This window comes from Paraburkholderia rhizosphaerae (genome assembly GCF_004366595.1).
GTDB lineage: Bacteria > Pseudomonadota > Gammaproteobacteria > Burkholderiales > Burkholderiaceae > Paraburkholderia > Paraburkholderia rhizosphaerae.
Genome location: NZ_SORE01000003.1, coordinates 379,016 through 394,079, shown reverse-complemented (window position 1 = coordinate 394,079; position 15,064 = coordinate 379,016). Strand labels below are relative to the sequence as shown.

Below are 15,064 nucleotides of genomic sequence, written 5' to 3'. Positions count from 1 at the left end.
ACACTAGCGCGGCGTCGGACTGTAACCCAGTTCATACGACAGTTTCCTCGCGCATTCCCGTAGCGCGGTATCGACTTCGCCGCCCCAGCGAATATCGAATGCGCCTTCATGACCGAGCGCGATCAACCCGAGCGCCAGCTCGCCGGTCGAATCGAATACCGGCACGCAAAACGCGTGAATGGTCGGCAACAGCATCCCTTCAACACGCGCTGCGCGATGAACGCGTACCTCTTCCAGCAGGCGTTCGACATCTTCAGCGTCGCGCGGCCCGCCGGTTTGCGACGACCGGCGTGTATCGGCGAGTTCCCGATCGATCATCCCGGCTGTCTTGCCGCGCGGCAAATACGCGGCGAACAGCAGGCCCGTCGCCGAACTGAGCAGTGGCATCACATCGCCGAGCTTCAGCGACGCCTTCGCCGGATAGCTCGATTCCATCCAGTGCACGACCGTTGGCCCCTGATTGCCCCATACCGCGATACCGACGGTCAGATCGAGCTGGTCGCGCAACTCCGTCAACGCGATGCGTGCAAGTTTCACGCCGTCGACGCGCGCCAGACGCGCAAGACCGAGCTGCAGCGCAAAGCCGCCCAATTCGTAGCGACCTGTCAGCGGGTCTTGCGCCACCACGCCTAGTCGCAGAAAACTCACCAGATAGCGATGCGCTTTCGCGGGGCTCATGCCCGCACGTTGCGCGAGATCGCGTAGCATCATCGCGCGCGGCTCGTGGGTCAGCACGTCGAGCAGACGAAAGCCCACCTCGATCGACTGGATACCGGAACGCAGCTTTTCTTCGCCACCTTCGGGCAGATCGCCCGTGTCGTCATCGGTCATGGAATCGGGTGCTTCGGTGGACGTGCCGGAACGGGCTGCGGGTGACATGAGCGATATGCGCAATTCGGATATTGATGGGCCGCACAACCACTTGTGGATCACGGAGTTGCGGTGGCGGCGATTCACCATCGTAGAATACATTCCTTATATCGTCACCCCACACGCTTTATTTGCCCATGAAACTTGCGACGCTGAAGGACGGCACGCGCGACGGTCAGCTGATCGTCGTGTCGCGCGATCTGCAAACCGCCGCGGTTGCTGACACGATCGTCGCGACCCTGCAACGCGCACTGGACGACTGGACGTTTTACGCGCCGCAACTGCGCGATCTGTACGACGCGGTAAACCAGGGACGCGCGCGCAATGCGTTTGCGTTCGACGCAAGCGACTGCATGGCGCCGCTGCCGCGCGCGTTCCAGTGGGCCGACGCGTCTTCGTACGTGAACCATGTCGAACTGGTGCGCCGTGCGCGCGGCGCCGAGATGCCGGCTGAGTTCTGGACCGACCCGCTGATGTACCAGGGCGGCAGCGACGACTTCATCGGCCCGCGAGACGACATCGTCTGCGCGTCCGAGGAGTTCGGCATCGATTTCGAGGCGGAGGTGGCGGTCATTACCGGCGATGTGCCGATGGGCGTGAAGCCCGAGCAGGCGTTGAAAAGCGTGCGCCTCGTCACGCTGGTCAACGATGTTTCGCTGCGCAATCTGATTCCGTCGGAACTCGCGAAAGGCTTCGGCTTTTTCCAGAGCAAGCCGGCCACCGCTTTCGCGCCGGTCGCGGTAACGCCCGACGAGCTTGGCGATCACTGGCGCGAAGGCCGCGTGCATCGTCCGATGATCGTGCACTGGAACGGCAAGAAAGTGGGCCAACCGGATGCGGGCGTCGATATGGTGTTTCACTTCGGGCAACTGATCGCTCATGCGGCGAAGACGCGCAATCTGCGCGCCGGGTCGATTGTCGGATCGGGCACGGTGTCGAACAAGGATGCGAAACGGGGCTACTGTTGTATCGCGGAGAAGCGGTGCCTCGAGATGATCGAAAGCGGCGCGCCGCAAACCGAATTCATGAAGTATGGCGACACCGTGAAGATCGACATGTTCGACGAAGCGGGCAAGTCGATTTTCGGTGCGATCGAGCAGGCGGTGGCGCCGACGGCGTAGTGACCTGAGGCGTCCGCGCGATCTATCACCCGGTTTGAGCAGCATGCTGCGCGTGATCGCGCAGTGCTGCGACAGAATGCAGACTGATCAGTCGCGTTGAATCCGCGGCGGCGGTGTCGTGTCGGAACACCGCCGCCGCTCCCACCGGCGTTCCTCCGACACGACAAGCGGTACCACCGGGGTATAGCCATGTCGCACGAATCGCACGTCAGCAATCCCGCGTTTTATTCGCACTATCAGTCGCTGCGGCTAAGGCGACATCCGCACGGCATCCTCGAAATCGCGATGAGCGGCGAAGGGGCGAACCGCAGTGCGCTGTCGACCGCCAATGCGCAGATGCACCATGAACTCTCTGAAATCTGGCGCGACGTCGATCGCGATCCGGATGTGCGTGTCGCGCTGATTCGCGGTGAAGGGAAGGGCTTTTCCGCCGGTGGCGACCTGCAACTGGTCGAGCAGATGGCGACCGACTTCGCGGTGCGCACGCGAGTGTGGCGCGAGGCGCGCGATCTCGTCTACAACGTGATCAATTGCAGCAAGCCGATCGTGTCCGCGATGCACGGGCCGGCAGTCGGCGCCGGGCTGGTGGCGGGGCTGCTCGCCGATATTTCGATCGCGGCAAAAACGGCGCGCATCATCGACGGTCATACGCGGCTGGGCGTCGCGGCCGGCGATCATGCGGCGATCGTCTGGCCGCTTCTGTGCGGGATGGCGAAGGCGAAGTACTACCTGCTATTGTGCGAGCCGGTGAGCGGCGAAGAGGCGGAGCGGATCGGGCTGGTATCGCTCGCGGTCGACGAGCAGGACTTGCTGCCGAAGGCGCTCGAAGTCGCGCAGAGGCTCGCGCAAGGGTCGCAAACCGCGATCCGCTGGACCAAGTACGCGTTGAATAACTGGCTACGCTCGGCCGGTCCGACCTTCGATACGTCGCTTGCGCTCGAATTCATGGGCTTTGCGGGACCGGACGTGCGCGAAGGCGTGACATCGCTGCGCGAGCACCGCGCGCCGGATTTCCCTGCTGGCGAGATGTGACATGTATCGGTGGAGGACGCAGCAGAAGCAGCAACGTAAGCAGCCCCGGCGGAGCGGTTCTTGCTGGGCAAATGTCCAGCACCGTGTCCCGGCTGGCTCCGCACGACGCGCAGTGGACGGATACTTTTGCAATACGTTTGCTGCCCGCTTCAACGGTATGATCCGTCGGACGCTCGTCGAAGCTGTCGTCGGCGGCGGTCGGCAACTCAAATCAGTTTCGATTTTTCCCGCGCTTCGTTGTGATAGCGCCCATTACGCTGCGAGGAGATCAACATGACCGACACTCCCGGCTCCACGCCGCCCTTTCCCGGCTTTCCCGGCTTTCCGCCCGCCGAAATGCTCGACCGGATGTGGGGGATGATGCGCCTCACGCCATTCGGCGCCGCGTTTCCGGGCACGCACCCGGGCGCGGCTCAGGGATTTGTGCCATCGCTGTCGATGATGTCCGACATGATGGCGCCGCTCACCAATGTCGAAGAGCTCGACAAGCGCATTACCGACATGCGCGCGGTGGAGCAATGGCTGAAGCTGAATCTGAACATGCTGCAATCGGCGATTCAGGCGCTCGAGGTGCAGCGTGCGACCCTCGCGACGCTGCGCGCGTTTGGCGCGTTCGCGCAGTCGTCGATGTCGCAGCCGGCGCCGGACGTTTCGCCGCACGCACAACCGTCGACCGCGCAGCAGGCGGACGACACGGCTCGTTCCCGCCCGGAAGAAGCAACGGGCGAGTCCGCGCAGGACCCTGGCGACAGCGCGCCGCCGCCAGGGTTCGACGCGTCCGGGTGGTGGAATCTGCTGCAATCGCAGTTCAACCAGATCGCACAATTCGCGATGTCGCAACCGGGCATGGCGGCGGCGGGCAATGCCGCCGGCACGGACCCGAGCGACGGCGGCGAGCGTCACGCGCCCGAACCAGGCGAAGCGGCGGGCAATGCGCGCGAAGCGCACGCGAATCACGGCAGGACGAGTGACCACAGCACCGGCGCATCGCCACGGCAGCCGGCAGCGAAGCGACCGGCTGCGAAGCGCGCGCCGGCGGCCAAACGGTCAGGTGCGAGCGCACCGAGGAAGACGCCGGATCAGGCAGAGTAGGTCCGACGACGGGCTGGGGCGGAAGGCGGCGCCGGGCCGCTGCCTCCGCGGTCGTTCGTTCGAGGCGTCCGTATTCGTCATGCCGGGCGTGACCGCGCGGTTTCTGGTCGGCCAGTCGGCCGGCGATCGGGCGCTTGCGCTGGCTTGCGTCCACTTATATCTGCTTGAACTTTCCGCTTGAACCTTCGTGAGCCCGCTCAGGTTGAACCGTTTCCGCGTCGTGGGCCGCCGCATGGCGTCCCGCTCAAGCGACGCAAGCGCCCTTGTCTCAGATCAACAACTGCGTCCTTCCCCCGCTGAAATGGCATTTTCCTGCGCGGTCATACAAGGCGCGCATGTTATTATTTGACAAGTTTTTCAGCCCGCGAGTCTGCGTCGAAAACCACCATTCCAGCAGCTCGCACAGCGCCGGTCCCCGGCGCGGGGCTCGCTGCGGCGTCGCGCCGCACGCTGGCTTGACCTCAGGCACAGGGTCTCCCTCACCCACGGTTGGCCGCGAATTGTGAAATTACGCATTTCGCAGGCGCTTAAAACGCCGCTGGTACTTCTTTGCCACAGAATTTTCTGGGCGACCGATTACCGCGTAAAATCGAATGCTGCGCCGGCGAAAGCGCGGTTTTCGTTCGTCAGCAGCAAAACGGGCAATAAGTGGTTAGACAGACACAAACAGACGTCGCCTTGCGCAGAACAGGGGTGGGACTATGAACACCATGCTTTATCCGGAACTGTATAAATCGCTTGAATCCGTCCGATGGGACATGGAAAAAGACATCCCCTGGGACAAGTTCGATGCATCGCTGCTCACCGACGAGCAGGCCGCAACGATCAAGATGAACGCGATCACCGAATGGTCCGCGCTGCCCGCCACGGAAATGTTCCTGCGCGACAATCATCACGACAGCGACTTTTCGGCGTTCATGAGCGTTTGGTTCTTCGAAGAACAAAAACACTCACTCGTATTGATGGAATATCTGCGGCGCTTTAAGCCGGACCTGGTCCCTACCGAAGAAGAATTGCACGCGGTACGCTTTGAATTCGATCCGGCGCCGCCGCTTGAAACGCTGATGCTGCATTTCTGCGGCGAAATCCGTCTGAATCATTGGTATCGCCGGGCGGCCGAATGGCATACCGAACCGGTGATCAAACACATTTACGAAACGATTTCCCGCGACGAAGCGCGCCATGGCGGCGCATACCTGCGCTACATGAAAAAGGCGATGGGCAACTTCGGCGACGTCGCGCGCGCGGCGTTCGCGAAGATCGGCGTGCTGATGGCTTCGGCGCGCCGCACCGAAAAGCCGCTTCACCCGACCAATCTACACGTGAATCAGGCGCTGTTCCCGCGCGATACGATCCAGTCGCGTCTGCCGGATCCCGAGTGGCTCGAGCGCTGGCTCGACGAGCAGATCCGCTTCGATGACGGCTGGGAGAAGAAAGTTGTCGAACGGATTCTGCATAACCTGTCTATTCTGTTCGAGCGCACTTTCAACACCGCACAGGAACTGAACCGTTACCGCAAGGAAGTCACGTCGCGCCTGCAAAGCAGCGAACAAGGTTCGGCACAGCAGCCCGCCTGACGGGGCGAAACGCGCGGCAAAAACGCGCAGAATGAACGTGGGTGCGGATGATCGCGGCCCGGCAGGCGCAAGCTAGCCGGGCCGTTTTACGTCCGTCGTCTGTCATCTGACGCGGCAACCGCGCGCATCGATTCGCGTTCGTCAGAAGCCGTTGACGCGTGTATCGTTGCGGCAATCCGGGCCACTCCTATTTCCTTGTCATGACCGCTTCTTTCGAACGCAAGCTCACTACCCGCGACGCTCTAGCGCAACGCCGCCCGTCTCTGCGCGGGCCGGTGGTTTTCACGAACGGCGTGTTCGACATCCTTCATCGCGGCCATGTCACCTATCTCGCGGATGCGAAGGCGCTCGGCGCATGTCTGATTGTCGGCGTGAACAGCGACGCGTCGGTGCGTATGCTCGGCAAGGGCGACGACCGGCCGATCAATCGCGAAGACGACCGGATGGCGCTGCTCGCGGCGCTGGAAAGCGTCGACTGGGTGGTGCGTTTCGACGAGCGCACGCCGATTGCATTGATCGAAGCCGTGCATCCGGACGTGCTGGTAAAGGGCGGCGACTACGATATGGACGTGTTGCCCGAGTCGGCACTGGTGCGTGGCTGGGGCGGGCGGGCGCTGGCGATTCCATTCGAACATGAGCGCTCGACCACGGCGTTGCTGAAGAAAGTCCGCGCACAGCAGCAGTAGGGTGACTGCGCGACTTGAGGCGGGCAGAGGCGAGCGGCCGCTCGCCTCTGCTGCTTGCCGCCGCGCGGCTATTGCGCCAGCGCCGACGCCGCGATCGGCGCGACCGGCGCGGGACCACCGACGACGGCCTGGTCCGCGGCGTCCGCAGCCGACATTGGCTGCACGCGCAACCATTCAGGATGAATCTGACGGTTCAGATGAAACGGCTCGCGCGCGCCCGCGGCCGGCACGGGCCCGAACACGCCGCGCGCCGCGGCGAATGCCAACAGATTGGCAATAACGAGCAGGGTGATCAGCCAGCGCACCATCGTTGGATTCTCCGTTGTGTGGTGTCGGTCGTTGTCGGCGACAACGGGTTTTCTCTACTTATGCCACGTGTGCGCCGACGTCATCGGCGGCGATCAGCGCGAGCCCCGCGAGTACCAGCGAATCGTGTCGCGTATACGGCGCCTGCAGTGAACCGGCCACTTCGCCGGCTGCGCCGCCGCCGACCACCAGCCGCACCGGCGTCCCCCATTCATCCTGCAGACGGCGCCACATGCGCTCGATGAACGCCGCTTGCGCGAGCGCGCATCCGGCCGCGATCGCGTCGCGCGTATTTGTCGCGAAGCATAACGCGTGCGGATCGGTTGCAGCAGGTCGGACATGAGCAGCGTCACGCGGATGATCGTCCGTCAGCGGGTCTTGCGCGTCGAGCGTGCCAAGCGTCGGCAATTGCGCGGTGTGCTCGCCCAGCGAGCGCATCATCAACGACCAGCCCGGCGCAATCAATCCGCCCTCGAATGTGCCATCCTTGCGTAGCGCTTCCAGTGTGGTCGCGGTGCCGAACGTCGCGATCAGCACGTCTTCATCGGGAAATGCCGCACGTGCGCCGATCATGCCCGCCCAGCGATCGCTGCCGAGCGACTCCGGTACGGTGTAACCGTTGCGCACGCCGCATTGCCACGCAGTTGCGCGAATCGTCGTGCGCGGTAGCGCCGGCCAGTACGCGTCAAGCAGCGTGTCGATACGCCGCGCGACGGCCTCGCCCGCGACATTGGACACCCAGGCAGCGCGCGGCGCCGGCAACGCATCCCAATCGGGCTCATGCTCGGCGACCAGCGGATCGCCGACGCCCTTCACCAGCAAACCGCCATGCGTGAATGTGCCGCTGTGCGTCTGTACACCGTTTGCGTCGGCCAGCGCCCATTTGACGCGGCTGTTGCCGGCGTCGATCAGCAGAAACGGCGCGCCGTTCAAGCCGCGCCCCGCTCGACAAGCCGCAGCGATACGTCGCCGGTCGAAATCGCGGTACGACCCGTGGGAGTATCGAGCAGCAGTTGACCCCGCTCGTCGACACCCCCCGCGATGCCGCGCCCGACTTCGACGCCTTGCTCGAATAGCAGCACCTCACGGCCGGCATACGCGTGACAGGCGTTCCAGCGCGGCTGGAACGGCGCGAAGCCTTCTGCCGCGAAGCGTTTGAGCGCCGGTTCGAGGGCATTGAGTTCGGCGGCGAGCGTATCGGTGAGATTCGCGTTCGGCAATGCGCGCGACAGTGCGGTGGGCGCCGCGCCGCGCGCTTCGGGCGGGACGCCCGAATTGAGCGCGCCGACCTTCGCGGCCAGTTCCTCGGCGCCTTTCACGTTGGTGCCGATGCCGATCACGACGGCGCTTGCGTCGTCCGTGCTCCACGCGGTTTCGATCAGGATGCCGGCCAGCTTGTCGCCTTCGAGCAGCACGTCGTTCGGCCACTTCAGCGCGATCTGACCGGGGCCGGCGACCGGCAGTGAACGCAGCCCGTCGACGAGCGCGACGCCGACCGCGAGACTCAGGCCGGCGAGCCCTTCGAGCGGACACGGCAGCACGCAGGCGACCGAGAACAGCAACGCGTTGCCCGGTTCCGCATACCACGGGCGGCCGCGGCGGCCGCGGCCTGCCGTCTGCAGGTAGGCGACGCGCACGATCGGCCGTTCGAGTGCATCGGCCTTGCGTGGCAACGCTTTGACGCGGGCCATCAGATCGGCATTGGTGGAGCCGGTTTCTTCGACGATCTCGATCGGCCAGTCGTGCGCGGCCGGGCCGAACAGCGTGACTGCGCGATCGCGGTCGATGCGCCAGTCGCCGGCCTCGTGGGCATCGGATGAGGTGGGTGTAGTCATGCGGCGTATTGTAGCCACTCGCCCGTCCGCGAGACACCGCAAGACACGGCGCGGCAACGCGGTGGCGCTGTGTAGCTGATTTCTGCCGCTTTTCGACGCACGTCGCTGATTTACGCGGTTTCTTGCCGCTTCCGGCCGCTTCTTACCGGTCCGTGCCGGACACCGCCGCCAAAGGGCCGGGCATGCCCGCACGGCCGCCATGCGGCACGTTCGTTACAATGCCCGTTAATCCGATAACGACCATCCAGCGCCTTGAACCACGACACTCCGCCCGGCCTTGAAGTCACGGCAGGCAGACAGGGCAAGATCGTCCGGCTGTCCGGCCAGTGGACCGCGCTCGCGCTTGCGCGCGATCGCTCGCAGGACCGTGCGCTGCCGCGCCTGCGCGAGCTGATCGGCACCGACAAGGTCGCGCAGTGGGATCTGTCGCGCATCGAACGGCTGGACCACGTCGGCGGCCAGGCGCTGTGGCGCATGTGGGGCTATCGTCTGCCCGGTGACCTGGTCGCGTTGAATGCAACACAACGTGACATATTCGACCGGATCGCGCTGCTCGACCGCGAACGCGAGAATCCTGAGTCGGTCGCGCGCCCCGACCCGTTCACGCGGCTTGGCCTCGGGCTGTTCTCGTTCTTCGAGCATCTGTACGGCGGCGTCGCGATGTTCGGCCGCGTGGTGCTGGACCTGCTGTCGGTCGCGCGCAACCCGAAGATCATGCCGTGGAGAGAAATTTCCGCGAACGTCTACTACGCTGGAGCAAGAGCGCTGCCGATCATCGCGCTCGTCGCATTTCTGATCGGCATCGTGCTCAGCTATCTGTCCGCGCAGCAACTGCGGTTATTCGGCGCGAACCAGTTCATCGTCAATATTCTCGGGCTGTCGGTGATCCGTGAGCTGGGGCCGGTGCTGTCGGCCATTCTCGTCGCGGGGCGCTCGGGTTCGTCGATTACCGCGCAGATCGGTGTGATGCGCGTTACCGAAGAACTCGACGCGATGCGCGTGATGGGCATTCCACACGGTCTGCGGCTGATTTTGCCGCGCGTGATCGCGCTCGCAATCGCGATGCCGCTGCTCGTGATGTGGACCAACATGATCGCGCTGCTCGGCGGCGCGCTCGCCGCGAAGCTCGTGCTGCAGATCGACATGGCGTACTTCGCGCGCTCGCTGCCCGGCGTCGTGCCGGTGGCGAACCTGTGGATCGGTCTCGGCAAGGGCGCGACATTCGGCATGCTGATCGCGCTGGTCGGCTGCCATTTCGGCTTTCGCATCAAGGCGAATTCGCAAAGCCTCGGCGAAGGCACGACGGCCTCGGTCGTCACGTCGATCACGGTTGTGATTCTCGCGGACGCGGTGTTCGCGATTCTCTTTCAGAACGTGGGGCTCTCATGATTGCGCCGCTCACACATGCCGTACGGGACCAGCCGCTGCCGGAGATTGCCGAAACCGTGATCGAGGTGCGCAACCTGACGAAACGCTATGGCCGCAACGTCGTGCACCAGCACCTGAACTTCGATGTGAGGCGCGGCGAGATCGTCGCGATCGTCGGCGGCTCCGGCTCCGGCAAGACCACGCTGATGCGGCAGATCCTCGGGCTCGAGAAGCCGACGTCCGGCACGATCAAGGTGTTCGGTCAGGATACGTCGCAGATCGATCCGGAAGAGGCGCGCCTGATGCGCAGCCGGATGGGCATGCTGTTCCAGCAGGGCGCGCTGTTTTCATCGCTATCGGTGTTCGACAACATTGCGCAGCCGTTGCGCGAACTCGGCAAGGTGCCGGAAGAACTGCTGCGCGACATCGTGATGCTGAAGCTCGAGATGGTCGGCCTGCCGTGCAAGAACGCATCGAAGATGCCGGCGGCGCTGTCGGGCGGGATGATCAAGCGGGTCGGCATTGCGCGCGCAATCGCGCTCGAGCCGGAACTGCTGTTCCTCGACGAGCCGACCGCGGGACTCGACCCGCGGGCTTCCGACGAATTCGTCGAATTGATCAGCGCGCTGCATCGCGCGCTCGGGCTGACGGTCGTGATGGTCACGCACGATCTCGACACGATGGTCGCGCTGTCGTCGCGCGTCGCGGTGCTGGCCGATCGCAAGGTGCTGGTCGCCGCGCCGGTCGAGGAAGTGGCGCACGTCGACCATCCGTTTATCCGCGAGTATTTTCTCGGCCTGCGCGGGCGTCTCGCGCTGCAAGGACTGTCGCCGGAGCGCCGCGCGAAGCTGCCGTCCGAGGCGCTCGAACCCGCGTGCGATGCGATCGCGCTGCGAACCGCGATGTAAGCGGAGAACCTGGGGAACCTGACGATGGAAAACAAATCGCACGCATTCTGGGCCGGGCTGTTTACCGTGGCGCTGGCGTTGGCGATCGCGGCGGCGGTGTTTCTGTTCAACGTCGACCGGTCGGAGCGCGTGCCTTATGACCTGATTGCGCGCACCAATGTGACGGGCCTCTATCCGGACGCGGCGGTGCGCTTTCGCGGGCTCGACGTCGGCAAGGTGCAATCGCTGAAGTTCGATCCGAATCATTCTGGGCAGATCATCATCCGCATTGTGGTCGATCATCGCGCGCCGATCACGCATTCGACCTTCGGCACGCTCGCGCTGCAGGGCGTGACGGGCATCGCGTTCGTGCAGCTCGACGATACGGGCAAGAACCAGGAGCCGCTGCCTTCGTCCCCGAAAGCCGTCGCGCAATTGCCGTTGCATCCGGGCCTGTTCGATCAGCTGCAAAAACGCGGCGATATGCTGCTGCGTGAGCTCGAGCGCGTCGCGTCGGATGTCGACGACCTGCTGTCTCCGGAAAATCGCAAGCAGATGATTGCGACCGTGGCCAGCCTGCAGCAGGCGGCCGACGGCGTCACGTCGCTGACGCAGCAAATGGCGCCGGCCGCGGGCAAGCTGCCGCACACGGTCGACCAGCTGAACGCGACGCTCGCGTCGACGAACCAGTTGGTGTCGAGCCTGAATCGCGCGAACGGTCCGCTCGAAACCAATCTGAACAAGGTGGGCACGGCGGCGCAGCAGGCCGGCGATGCGTTGACCGCGATGAACACGTCATTGCAGGAGATGTCCGCGCGGGTCGGCTATGACACGCTGCCGAAGGTCAATTCGCTGGCCGACGATGTGCGCACGGCAGTGCGTTCGGTCGACCGGGCCGCGACCACGTTTAGCGACAGCCCGCGCAGCATTCTGTTCGGCGCGCCGCGCCAGGCGCCGGGGCCGGGGGAGCCGGGCTTCTCGTGGCCGGATGCGTCGGCTGCCGAGCGTCCTGCGGGTATTGCGGGTGCCGCGGCTACCCCGGGTACGGTCACGCAAAAATGATCTGAAAGGAACACGCACATGTCACGCACGATCAACCGCCTCATACCGTCCGGTGCGCTGCTTGTTCCGGTGCTGACCGTGGCGTTCGCCGTCGCCACGCTGCTGGGCGGATGCGCGAGCAGTTCGTCGCAGGCGATGTCGGAAGTCCGCTACGACCTCGGGCCGCCCGCTCCGGTGCCGAACGCGGGGCCGCTGCCGGCCATCAAGATGCTCGACGTTACCGCGCCCGAGACACTCGGCTCCGACCGTCTGATCTACCGGCTGAGTTTCGCCGATGCGCAGCGCACGGCGGCGTATGCGAATAGCCACTGGACGATGCCGCCCGCGCAGTTGCTGACGCAACGGCTGCGCAATGCGCTGTCGGCGCGCGGCACGGTGCTCTCCGGCGGCGACGGCGTGCGCGCGCCGGTGCTGCGGGTCGATCTCGAACAGTTCGAACAGGACTTCGACGCTCAGGCGCAAAGCCACGGCGCCGTGACGGCGCGCGCGACCCTCTCGTTCCAGGGTAAGGTCATCGGCCAGCACACATTCGTCGCGCGCGTGCCGGCGAGCACACCGGATGCAGCCGGCGGCGCGCGGGCGATTGCGGCGGCAACCGACGACATCGTTTCGCAGATCACCGCATGGCTCGGCGTGCAGGCGGTCGTCGCCGCGCAATGACCGACGCGCCGCATGCGCCGCGGAGCATTGCATGACTGACAAGCCGTGGCAGCGGCGTCCTTCGGCGTTTGCGAGGCAGGCGCTCGCGCTCTATGGGGCGCTGATCGTCTACGGTTCGTGGTATCCGTTTTACGGCTGGCGTTCGCTCGGACTCGGACCGCTTGCGTACCTCACCGATCCGCTGCCGCAGTACCTGACGCTTTTCGACGTCGTCACGAATGTGCTCGGCTATGTGCCGTTCGGCGCGCTGGTCGTGCTGGCCGTTTATCCGCGCGTGCGTGGCGCGCTGGCGGTGGGGCTCGGGTTCGCATCCGGCGCGCTGCTGTCGGCGCTGATGGAAGCGGGGCAGACGTATCTGCCGACGCGCATCGCATCGAATCTCGATCTGGCGGCCAATGCGCTCGGCGCGCTGCTGGGCGCGGTCCTGATGTCGCCGGCCACCGGCGCGTTGCTCGACCGCGGCATATTGCGACGCATCCGCTTCCTGTGGTTCGAACGCGATAGCACGGCAATCATCGGGATCGCTGCGCTGTGGCCGTTTGCCACGATGTTTCCGTCGCCGCGTCTGTTTGGCATGGGCGATTGGCCGCACACGCTCTGGCTGCGCTTCGACGCGGGCATGCAGGAGACGCTGCTGGCCTGGACGCCCGATGCGTGGCGCGTGCCGTCGTGGCCGGGGCTCGTGTCCGCGTGGCTGCCCGACGATGGCTGGGAGGCGCTGATCACCGCGCTCAATCTGCTGGCGGCCGGCGCGCTCGCGTCGCTGCCGATGCGCGGCCGGGCGCCGCGCCGTCTTCTGCTGGTGGCGTTCATCGTGGCGACGCTCGCGGTCAAGGCGGGCGCCACTTTTCTGCAATCGCAAAGCGGCCTCGCATTCGATTGGGCAACGCCCGGTGCGTTGATCGGACTTGCGTGCGGCACGGCTGCGGTGCTGCTCGCACTGGCGTTGCCGGTCGCATGGCGTGCGACGCTCGCGGCCGTCGCGCTGATTACCGCACTGGTATTCGTCAATTTGCTGCCGGTGAATCCGTACTTCGATGTCGTGCTCGCCGATTGGCGCCAGGGCCGTTATCTGCACTTCAACGGGCTTGCGCGCTGGCTTGCGTGGACATGGCCTTATGCGGCGCTCGTGTGGCTGGCGTTTTCGGCGGAGCGCGCATGGCTCACGCGGCGACGTAGCAGCGGTAGCCAGCGCAACTGAGGGGTGGAACGGACGGACGTAACTGGGAGAAGCAAGCGGGGGAAGCAAGCGGACAGCGCCTGGGGTGAGCCGGGCAACGCCCCATCGGAGGTGAGGCGCGTGTGAAGCGCGCGTGCAAGCCGCATCAGCGGCTGATGGAAGCGGTCGTTATAATCGACTGGATCGAAACGCAAGCGCTGTCGCTTGCACGCGCTTCGAGCCTGCATCATGGTCTGCGAAGTCCGTACTTTCAAAACCATTTCGCCTTGCCGCCTACGCCGATGGATTCATTTTTCAAGTATCACGTCTTCTTTTGCCTGAACCAGCGGGAACCCGGTGCGGCGCGGCCGTGCTGCGCGAACTGCAATGCGCAGGAAATGCAGGAATACGCAAAAAAGCGCGTCAAACAGCTGGGGCTTGCTGGGCCCGGCAAGGTGCGCATCAATAAGTCCGGGTGTCTCGATCGCTGTGAAGAAGGCCCGACCGTCGTGATTTATCCGGAAGGAACGTGGTACACGTATGTCGATTCGACCGACATCGACGAAATCATCGACTCGCACCTCGTGAACGGCAAAGTGGTCGAGCGTCTGAAGATCGATCAGTAAATCGATCAGCCAGTCGAATCATCAACCCATCAATCGATCCGTCAAATTGACCCGGAAGCGGCGCCAATGAATGCTCATACGCAAAAATTCTTGATCGACGGCCCGGTGGGCAAGATCGAGGTCGCGCTCGATCTGCCCGACGGTGAACCGCGCGGCATCGCACTGATCGCCCATCCGCATCCGCTGTTCGGCGGCTCGATGGACAACAAGGTCGCGCAAACCCTCGCGCGCACGCTGGTGCAATTGAAATACGTGACGTACCGCTCGAATTTTCGCGGTGTCGGTGCGACCGAGGGCGAGCACGACAATGGCATCGGCGAGCGCGATGACCTGCGCGCGGTGCTCGACTACATGCGCGCGCAGCCGGGTCAGGCTGACCTGCCGCTCGTGCTCGCCGGATTTTCGTTTGGCACTTTCGTGCTTTCGCATGTCGCTGCGCAACTGCGTGAAGAAGGGCGCGAGATCGAGCGCATCGTGTTCGTCGGCACCGCGGCGAGCCGCTGGGACGTCGCACCGGTGCCCGATACGACGCTTGTGATTCACGGCGAAAAAGACGAAACCGTGCCGATTCAATCGGTGTTCGACTGGGCGACACCACAGGAACTGCCGGTTGTCGTGATTCCGGACGCCGAGCATTTTCTGCATCGCAAGCTCCACATTCTGAAGCGGATCATCGTCGACGCCTGGCGGTGAGCTTCGTGCGGTTCACGCAGTTTCCGCTCAGTTGTCGCACGGTTGTCGCACAGTCGCCGGGCGCCGCGACGCGCGGATTCACGCGCAATG

Annotated in this window: 16 protein-coding genes; 12 read left to right on the top strand and 4 right to left on the bottom strand. The window is 64.5% G+C overall.

The genetic code is table 11. The features are described from left to right. Positions 1–3: 3 nt before the first annotated feature. The gene (locus BX592_RS05835) at positions 4–879 is read right to left on the bottom strand and encodes an IclR family transcriptional regulator (RefSeq protein ID WP_134190707.1); all 876 of its coding nucleotides are present in this window, start codon (positions 877–879) and stop codon (positions 4–6) included. A 128-nt stretch (positions 880–1,007) separates the two neighbouring features. Here BX592_RS05835 and BX592_RS05830 point away from each other — a divergent pair, with 128 nt between their 5' ends. The 5 genes from BX592_RS05830 (at position 1,008) to rfaE2 (ending at position 6,378) form a co-directional block, all read left to right on the top strand. Then, positions 1,008–1,991 (top strand): fumarylacetoacetate hydrolase family protein, encoded by a 984-nt coding sequence (locus tag BX592_RS05830; protein WP_134190706.1) that lies wholly within the window; start codon positions 1,008–1,010, stop codon positions 1,989–1,991. Between the two features lie 189 nt (positions 1,992–2,180). Beyond that, positions 2,181–3,023 carry an enoyl-CoA hydratase/isomerase family protein gene (locus tag BX592_RS05825; protein ID WP_134190705.1) on the top strand — a complete coding sequence of 281 codons (843 nt, stop codon included), beginning with the start codon at positions 2,181–2,183 and terminating at the stop codon, positions 3,021–3,023. 273 nt (positions 3,024–3,296) lie between these two features. Beyond that, positions 3,297–4,115 carry a PhaM family polyhydroxyalkanoate granule multifunctional regulatory protein gene (locus BX592_RS05820; RefSeq protein WP_134190704.1) on the top strand — a complete coding sequence of 273 codons (819 nt, stop codon included), beginning with the start codon at positions 3,297–3,299 and terminating at the stop codon, positions 4,113–4,115. A 701-nt stretch (positions 4,116–4,816) separates the two neighbouring features. After that, positions 4,817–5,692 carry a ferritin family protein gene (locus tag BX592_RS05815; protein WP_134190703.1) on the top strand — a complete coding sequence of 292 codons (876 nt, stop codon included), beginning with the start codon at positions 4,817–4,819 and terminating at the stop codon, positions 5,690–5,692. A 200-nt stretch (positions 5,693–5,892) separates the two neighbouring features. Continuing rightward, complete coding sequence (rfaE2, locus tag BX592_RS05810) at positions 5,893–6,378, top strand: D-glycero-beta-D-manno-heptose 1-phosphate adenylyltransferase (protein ID WP_134190702.1); 486 nt, start codon at positions 5,893–5,895, stop codon at positions 6,376–6,378. 68 nt (positions 6,379–6,446) lie between these two features. Here the strand turns inward: rfaE2 and BX592_RS05805 are convergent, their stop codons facing one another. Genes BX592_RS05805 through BX592_RS05795 form a run of 3 tightly spaced genes read right to left on the bottom strand, consistent with a single transcriptional unit; the run spans position 6,447 to position 8,519 of the window. Then, a complete protein-coding gene (locus BX592_RS05805; RefSeq protein ID WP_134190701.1) occupies positions 6,447–6,686 on the bottom strand; it encodes a hypothetical protein in 240 nt (79 codons plus the stop codon). 58 nt (positions 6,687–6,744) lie between these two features. Beyond that, a complete protein-coding gene (locus BX592_RS05800; protein ID WP_134190700.1) occupies positions 6,745–7,617 on the bottom strand; it encodes a type III pantothenate kinase in 873 nt (290 codons plus the stop codon). Continuing rightward, a complete protein-coding gene (locus tag BX592_RS05795; protein WP_134190699.1) occupies positions 7,614–8,519 on the bottom strand; it encodes a biotin--[acetyl-CoA-carboxylase] ligase in 906 nt (301 codons plus the stop codon). The genes BX592_RS05800 and BX592_RS05795 overlap by 4 nt, the downstream gene beginning before the upstream one ends. Before the next feature lie 252 nt (positions 8,520–8,771). Here BX592_RS05795 and BX592_RS05790 point away from each other — a divergent pair, with 252 nt between their 5' ends. From BX592_RS05790 to BX592_RS05760, 7 genes are all read left to right on the top strand, one after another. After that, positions 8,772–9,908 (top strand): MlaE family ABC transporter permease, encoded by a 1,137-nt coding sequence (locus BX592_RS05790; protein ID WP_134190698.1) that lies wholly within the window; start codon positions 8,772–8,774, stop codon positions 9,906–9,908. After that, the gene (locus BX592_RS05785) at positions 9,905–10,795 is read left to right on the top strand and encodes an ABC transporter ATP-binding protein (RefSeq protein ID WP_134190697.1); all 891 of its coding nucleotides are present in this window, start codon (positions 9,905–9,907) and stop codon (positions 10,793–10,795) included. Before BX592_RS05790 ends, BX592_RS05785 begins: the two co-directional genes overlap by 4 nt. 24 nt (positions 10,796–10,819) lie before the next feature. Next, the gene (locus tag BX592_RS05780; protein WP_134190696.1) at positions 10,820–11,836 is read left to right on the top strand and encodes an MlaD family protein; all 1,017 of its coding nucleotides are present in this window, start codon (positions 10,820–10,822) and stop codon (positions 11,834–11,836) included. Between the two features lie 18 nt (positions 11,837–11,854). Further along, on the top strand, positions 11,855–12,496 hold the full coding sequence (locus BX592_RS05775) for an ABC-type transport auxiliary lipoprotein family protein (RefSeq protein WP_134190695.1): 642 nt from the start codon (positions 11,855–11,857) through the stop codon (positions 12,494–12,496). Positions 12,497–12,527: 31 nt separating this feature from the next. Continuing rightward, complete coding sequence (locus BX592_RS05770) at positions 12,528–13,697, top strand: VanZ family protein (protein WP_134190694.1); 1,170 nt, start codon at positions 12,528–12,530, stop codon at positions 13,695–13,697. Positions 13,698–13,957: 260 nt separating this feature from the next. Next, positions 13,958–14,281 carry a (2Fe-2S) ferredoxin domain-containing protein gene (locus tag BX592_RS05765; protein WP_134190760.1) on the top strand — a complete coding sequence of 108 codons (324 nt, stop codon included), beginning with the start codon at positions 13,958–13,960 and terminating at the stop codon, positions 14,279–14,281. Positions 14,282–14,347: 66 nt separating this feature from the next. After that, positions 14,348–14,974 (top strand): alpha/beta hydrolase, encoded by a 627-nt coding sequence (locus tag BX592_RS05760; RefSeq protein ID WP_134190693.1) that lies wholly within the window; start codon positions 14,348–14,350, stop codon positions 14,972–14,974. Positions 14,975–15,064: the final 90 nt, after the last annotated feature.

Bases quoted from the DNA above. Each gene is read 5' to 3' on its own strand.
- BX592_RS05835 (WP_134190707.1), bottom strand. From the start codon at position 879: ATGTCACCCGCAGCCCGTTCCGGCACGTCCACCGAAGCACCCGATTCC.
- BX592_RS05830 (WP_134190706.1), top strand. From the start codon at position 1,008: ATGAAACTTGCGACGCTGAAGGACGGCACGCGCGACGGTCAGCTGATC.
- BX592_RS05825 (WP_134190705.1), top strand. From the start codon at position 2,181: ATGTCGCACGAATCGCACGTCAGCAATCCCGCGTTTTATTCGCACTAT.
- BX592_RS05820 (WP_134190704.1), top strand. From the start codon at position 3,297: ATGACCGACACTCCCGGCTCCACGCCGCCCTTTCCCGGCTTTCCCGGC.
- BX592_RS05815 (WP_134190703.1), top strand. From the start codon at position 4,817: ATGAACACCATGCTTTATCCGGAACTGTATAAATCGCTTGAATCCGTC.
- rfaE2 (WP_134190702.1), top strand. From the start codon at position 5,893: ATGACCGCTTCTTTCGAACGCAAGCTCACTACCCGCGACGCTCTAGCG.
- BX592_RS05805 (WP_134190701.1), bottom strand. From the start codon at position 6,686: ATGGTGCGCTGGCTGATCACCCTGCTCGTTATTGCCAATCTGTTGGCA.
- BX592_RS05795 (WP_134190699.1), bottom strand. From the start codon at position 8,519: ATGACTACACCCACCTCATCCGATGCCCACGAGGCCGGCGACTGGCGC.
- BX592_RS05785 (WP_134190697.1), top strand. From the start codon at position 9,905: ATGATTGCGCCGCTCACACATGCCGTACGGGACCAGCCGCTGCCGGAG.
- BX592_RS05780 (WP_134190696.1), top strand. From the start codon at position 10,820: ATGGAAAACAAATCGCACGCATTCTGGGCCGGGCTGTTTACCGTGGCG.
- BX592_RS05775 (WP_134190695.1), top strand. From the start codon at position 11,855: ATGTCACGCACGATCAACCGCCTCATACCGTCCGGTGCGCTGCTTGTT.
- BX592_RS05770 (WP_134190694.1), top strand. From the start codon at position 12,528: ATGACTGACAAGCCGTGGCAGCGGCGTCCTTCGGCGTTTGCGAGGCAG.
- BX592_RS05765 (WP_134190760.1), top strand. From the start codon at position 13,958: ATGGATTCATTTTTCAAGTATCACGTCTTCTTTTGCCTGAACCAGCGG.
- BX592_RS05760 (WP_134190693.1), top strand. From the start codon at position 14,348: ATGAATGCTCATACGCAAAAATTCTTGATCGACGGCCCGGTGGGCAAG.